Genomic DNA, 4,745 nt, shown 5'->3' with positions numbered 1-4,745 from the left:
AAAATTAAATCGCTTAAAGCCTTATTCTGTATAGCTTTTGAAGCTTGTACTAATTCCTTAGCGTACAATTTTCCCGTTTTGGCACAGTCTAGCCATCAACTTGCATCTGTGCCTAATTCCAACCGCGATCGCATTGGGACTTCTGGTGTTGATGCCAGCAGTCAAGATGTAGACCTCACCTCTTACTTAAGCAAATTAAAGAAACGCGTTCAGCAGCAGTGGCTACCAGGAATGAGCCAGTCTAATCGGCGAACGGTGCTTAACTTCACTGTTAATCGTTCAGGTGAAGTTAACAATCTCAATATTGTACAAACCTCTGGATTTCGTGTAACTGATGAAGTAGCAATGAATGCGATACAGCGAGCTGCACCTTTTGCACCTTTGCCCACAGGATATCGCAAGAACTACATTGATATTGAATTTACATTTGATATCAATGTTTTTGGCGAACTAAATTTATCGAGGGATGGTGGCTAACAACAGGTAAACAGAGTACTTCCTAGTTGGTGATATCGATGAAATCTGCTATATAACCAAGGTTGAAGTCTTCTCCCAAACTCTTACCCAACAATTTTAAGGATGTTAATTTTCGCGTGTTGCTATAAGATTATTTATTTCCTCTTTATGAATAAGAGGTAATAATGCTAGATTTCCAATATTTGCAATACTTCAGGGTGATTTATGAACAAAGGTGAACTCGTGGATGCTGTAGCAGCAAAGACCAACATCACAAAAAAGCTAGCTGATGAAGTCATTAGTGCTTTTTTGTCAGTTGTTACCGAAGCTGTAGCTAATGGTGAAAAGGTAACGCTCATTGGTTTTGGGTCATTTGAGCGACGCGTTCACGAAGTGTGCTGAAGGTATCGCTCCGAGCGTGAGGGGCGTAATCCCAAAACCAATGAGCCAATGACTATCCCAGCTACCATTGTGCCTGCGTTTTCTGCTGGGAAGCAGTTTAAAGAAAAAGTTGCACCCTAATCAATACAAATGTATTTACTTTACTACTGTCAATCCAATCACTCCAAAGCCATAATCGATTAATTCAAGTATCGAATCGACTGTGAAACTTTGACTACTTCTTGGGGAGTAACGTTATTGCAATTAGACAATTCTGGCATTACTCCCGTACCAACAAATCTGTAAAAGGGGCCATTTTGCTCTCCACACCACTGCGATAGCAATGTTGGTTGTTTGGCATCATCTCCTAAGCCACAACCAATAACTAGCGCCTTTTGCCCTTTTATCTCTAAATTAAAGCTAAGTTTTAGTTTGAATTTAGAGCCTCATAATCATCAGATTAACCATAAGCGCCGTTGGGAAGAAATCCTAAGAGTTGCTTCAATCTCTGGTCTGCTTCTTCATAGCAGTGACTAGGCATTTGATAATTCATAAAGGGTTCGTACTTATGCCCAACCAGTCTTTTTGCATAGGTAATCTGCGTAATGTAGCGAGTTATAGAGGACGAATTTCTAGACCCTCTATGCCATACCTGATTGTTAAAACAAACAGCAGAACCCATTGCTCCCAAGCAGTTATAAACCCGGTCTTCATATCCAAAAATATCACCATTGCAGAACTTGCCAAATAGATGAGATCCTGGAATCACCTGAGTTGGCCCATTTCTTTCAGATAGTACATCTGTCAAGTAATAATTTACTGTGAATGCTAGAACATTCAGGCGAATATTGGTTAAGGGTTCCCCATCAAGGGAAATTACGTGCGGTGTATCGTCTTGATGCCAAGCATTTTTAGCCAAACCATCAGTGTTTGGAGGAATCTTAAATGAGTTATTGTGGATAACATGAATTATATTAGCGTTGGGAACACCATCTTGTATTGAGTGACCTATTCCATTTGCTCCACCAATTAAATGTTCTGCAAATGTAACTATGGGTTCTAAAGCAAAAAGATTTAGATTTTGCTTTGAATGCTCGAACATTCGCTTCATCATCATTTTTTTTGACTCGTGATAATTTTCACCTTCAATTTTTTTGAGAGTTTCATCTAAATCATTCTTTAGAAGCTCACATTGTTCAGGTGTCAACACATTGTCAATTACAAGAAAACCATGAGTATGAAAAAATTCAATCCATTCATTTAGTTGCTCTATAGCTGTTTTTTTACCAGTTAAATATTCAGTCATTTTTTTTCTTTGTTTTTCAATAGTTGGAGGTTAGGGATAGATCATCTCTATTAGGGACAGCTGCTAATAAACATCAGATACCAGTCAATCACTTCTATATTTATTTTGAATTATATTCCGGATCAGACTGATGCAAGTGAGTGTATGTATAAAAAAGAGAACAACATTCCCAGATGATTAACCAAATTACCGCCTTAGAATCCTGTTGGCATATTTCTCCTGAATGGGGTCAGTCCATGCCTCCATTAGCAGTAAGAATGTTAGAAAAAGTTTTGTTGCCAATCCCAGACTTGTCAGGCTACTGCTGTGGTGTTTTGTGGGAAAAACAGGAATGGATTTATGCAATTGTTTGCCAGAATGAAACTCTCTACTTAGCTGAACAAGAATTTCATCCAACAAATTTACTAGAAAAGTCCACTGTTTCTACTCCAGCTTTTGAATTGGGGGACATAGTTGAGGTTGATTTCGGTGAACAGCCGATACGCCGTGTTATTCAAGGAATTTTTAGCCTCAAAGATAATTGGCTTTATGGGGTAGAGTGGCGCTCTCCAATTTTAGAAGAAGTGTCTGCCCAAAGCAGAACAATCTGGCTTGCTGATGTTGATTTAGTAAATGTTGATGTATGACTATTGTAAAAAAAACCAATAGGTACAACAAGGGTAAACGTCGAGCTTTCACACGAAAACCATAGCCAAGAGCTAGCAGGGTTGTAAATTACTTTAAATGATGATGCCTTGGAGCTAAAAGTTGTGCAACCATCTCTGCACGAGACGAAACTTGAAGCTTACGAAACATTCGCTTTAAGGCTTGCTTGACAGAATTTTCAGTAATCCAAAGTTGATGACCAATTTCTGCGTTAGTTTTCCCTAAAGCAACCAATTCTGCAATCTGCAATTCACGAGACGTTAAGCGAGCAGTTTTAAAAGGTTGGTGCTGCGACTTTCCTTGATAAATTTCTTGTGAACCAACTGTTGTAGCCCAAACAGATAAGTGCAGGCAAATGGCGCTCAAATCGGTTAGATTTTGTGTATCAAAGGCAGGCATTGATTTTTCACGGGTGCAACCCACTACGCCAACTAATTGATTGCGATTAATGATTGGGCCCGCCATCACATGCCAATGATCCGGGCGGGGACAGATAATTTTCCAAGCCTTTGGTGATGTCACTAATGCTTCATGGACAGGTGCATGGCGCTCCACCAGATAACGTGCTATGGGATTGTGTTCAATGGATAATGCAATTCTCAGAATTTTTTGAAGATTGCTATCGGCTAAGGGCAGTTGCTCAAAGAAAAAAATTCTCCATCGTTTGGCGGCAAAATATTCACCAATTCCTGGCACGACTTGCAAGTGCAGATCATGCTCACTACGGGCTTGATTGATTGCTTCAAAAAGAAGCTTTAACGGACTTGTCATAAGTGAAGTTGACTCAAGTGTACCCGTTCGAGGTCTAGAAGCATTGCAGTACTAAGCCTATATTAGCTTTAATCTCAACAACACTTTGACATGAGTTTCAAGAAAGGAAATTGCTCATACGCCTTTGTATGAGGCAGTTGATCGCACATCCATAATCAGAATGAGCAAATTTAAGAGGTACAAATGCCACAAGAAGCAATTTTCAGTCCTTTCTTTGCAACAGTTTTTCTGACACTCATAGTCTGGGTGTATATGTACATCCGCCGTATCAGTTTCTTTACTGATAGAAAGATCCGTCCAGAAGAGCTTGCTGTACCCGGCGCACTAGCGCAGATATCACCACCAAATGTATCCAATCCATCAGATAACTTCAAGAACCTATTCGAGATTCCGGTACTTTTCTATGCGCTCGTACTATATCTGTTCATCACGAAACAGGTAGATACAATATATGTGAACGCCGCGTGGGTCTTTGTTGTGTTTCGTCTATTGCATAGTACTGTCCATTGCACATTCAATCTGATCATGCTTCGGTTCTACCTCTACCTATTTGCCACGCTTGCGCTGTGGTTCATTGCCATCCGCGCAGCCCTTATCCACTTTGGTAGATAGATACTCTTTTTCTTCTGGACTCATCCTTGAACATTACCATCTTTCTTCCCTAGCGAGAATATCCCTGACTTTCCTACCTGGGCAGTTACTAAATTTATTTCTTTTCACCCTTTACCAATCAGAGATGGTAATGCTAGATTTCTCTTATTTGCAATGCTTCAGGGTGATTTATGAACAAAGGCGAATTAGTGGATGCTGTAGCAGCAAAGACCAACATCACAAAAAAGCAAGCTGATGAAGTAATCAGTGCTTTTTTGTCAGTTGTTACTGAAGCTGTAGCCAATGGTGAAAAGGTAACGCTCATTGGTTTTGGGTCATTCGAGCGACGCGAACGCTCAGAACGCGAAGGGCGTAATCCCAAAACCAATGAGCCAATGACAATTCCGGCGACCAAAGTCCCTGCATTCTCTGCTGGGAAACAGTTTAAAGAAAAAGTAGCGCCATAAAGCATAAGTAAACCACACTACCCAAAAGGCTGCCCCCAGCGCTCCCAGTTCTCCTTATTAAATGGACTGCGCCACTTCAAAATAAGGTTCAACTCCAACTCTTGCCTTAAGCGTCGATCAACCGGAGC

General features: G+C 40.4%; 6 protein-coding genes and 1 pseudogene. 5 read left to right on the top strand and 2 right to left on the bottom strand.

What is annotated here, in order from left to right; translation table 11 throughout:
• Both V7L31_RS23600 and V7L31_RS23595 read left to right on the top strand, forming a co-directional pair.
• Positions 1–477, top strand: a 477-nt coding sequence (locus tag V7L31_RS23600; protein ID WP_334698511.1) for an energy transducer TonB, incomplete at its 5' end; no start/stop codon positions are given.
• A gap of 204 nt (positions 478–681) precedes the next feature.
• Positions 682–978, top strand: a pseudogene (locus tag V7L31_RS23595) (HU family DNA-binding protein).
• 319 nt (positions 979–1,297) lie between these two features.
• Here V7L31_RS23595 and V7L31_RS23590 read toward each other — a convergent pair.
• Positions 1,298–2,143 (bottom strand): phytanoyl-CoA dioxygenase family protein, encoded by an 846-nt coding sequence (locus tag V7L31_RS23590; protein WP_334698510.1) that lies wholly within the window; start codon positions 2,141–2,143, stop codon positions 1,298–1,300.
• 173 nt (positions 2,144–2,316) lie between these two features.
• On the opposite strand from V7L31_RS23590, the gene V7L31_RS23585 reads away from it, so the two are divergent.
• The gene (locus V7L31_RS23585; protein ID WP_334698509.1) at positions 2,317–2,769 is read left to right on the top strand and encodes a DUF1392 family protein; all 453 of its coding nucleotides are present in this window, start codon (positions 2,317–2,319) and stop codon (positions 2,767–2,769) included.
• Between the two features lie 88 nt (positions 2,770–2,857).
• On the opposite strand, the gene V7L31_RS23580 is transcribed toward V7L31_RS23585, so the two are convergent.
• Positions 2,858–3,559, bottom strand: a complete 702-nt coding sequence (locus tag V7L31_RS23580) for a LuxR C-terminal-related transcriptional regulator (protein ID WP_334698508.1) — start codon at positions 3,557–3,559, stop codon at positions 2,858–2,860.
• Positions 3,560–3,742: 183 nt separating this feature from the next.
• Here V7L31_RS23580 and V7L31_RS23575 point away from each other — a divergent pair, with 183 nt between their 5' ends.
• The gene (locus tag V7L31_RS23575; protein WP_334698507.1) at positions 3,743–4,171 is read left to right on the top strand and encodes an MAPEG family protein; all 429 of its coding nucleotides are present in this window, start codon (positions 3,743–3,745) and stop codon (positions 4,169–4,171) included.
• 170 nt (positions 4,172–4,341) lie between these two features.
• Complete coding sequence (locus V7L31_RS23570; protein ID WP_104899494.1) at positions 4,342–4,617, top strand: HU family DNA-binding protein; 276 nt, start codon at positions 4,342–4,344, stop codon at positions 4,615–4,617.
• The last annotated feature ends 128 nt before the right edge of the window (positions 4,618–4,745 follow it).

This window comes from Nostoc sp., from assembly GCF_036916655.1.
GTDB lineage: Bacteria > Cyanobacteriota > Cyanobacteriia > Cyanobacteriales > Nostocaceae > Nostoc.
Note: the sequence above shows the minus strand (reverse complement) of the source record. Positions and strands in the feature narration are given on the sequence as shown.

What these genes read in the sequence shown, in the direction of transcription:
- V7L31_RS23580 (WP_334698508.1), bottom strand. Translation starts at nt 3,559, where the DNA reads ATGACAAGTCCGTTAAAGCTTCTTTTTGAAGCAATCAATCAAGCCCGT.
- V7L31_RS23570 (WP_104899494.1), top strand. Translation starts at nt 4,342, where the DNA reads ATGAACAAAGGCGAATTAGTGGATGCTGTAGCAGCAAAGACCAACATC.
- V7L31_RS23585 (WP_334698509.1), top strand. Translation starts at nt 2,317, where the DNA reads ATGATTAACCAAATTACCGCCTTAGAATCCTGTTGGCATATTTCTCCT.
- V7L31_RS23590 (WP_334698510.1), bottom strand. Translation starts at nt 2,143, where the DNA reads ATGACTGAATATTTAACTGGTAAAAAAACAGCTATAGAGCAACTAAAT.
- V7L31_RS23575 (WP_334698507.1), top strand. Translation starts at nt 3,743, where the DNA reads ATGCCACAAGAAGCAATTTTCAGTCCTTTCTTTGCAACAGTTTTTCTG.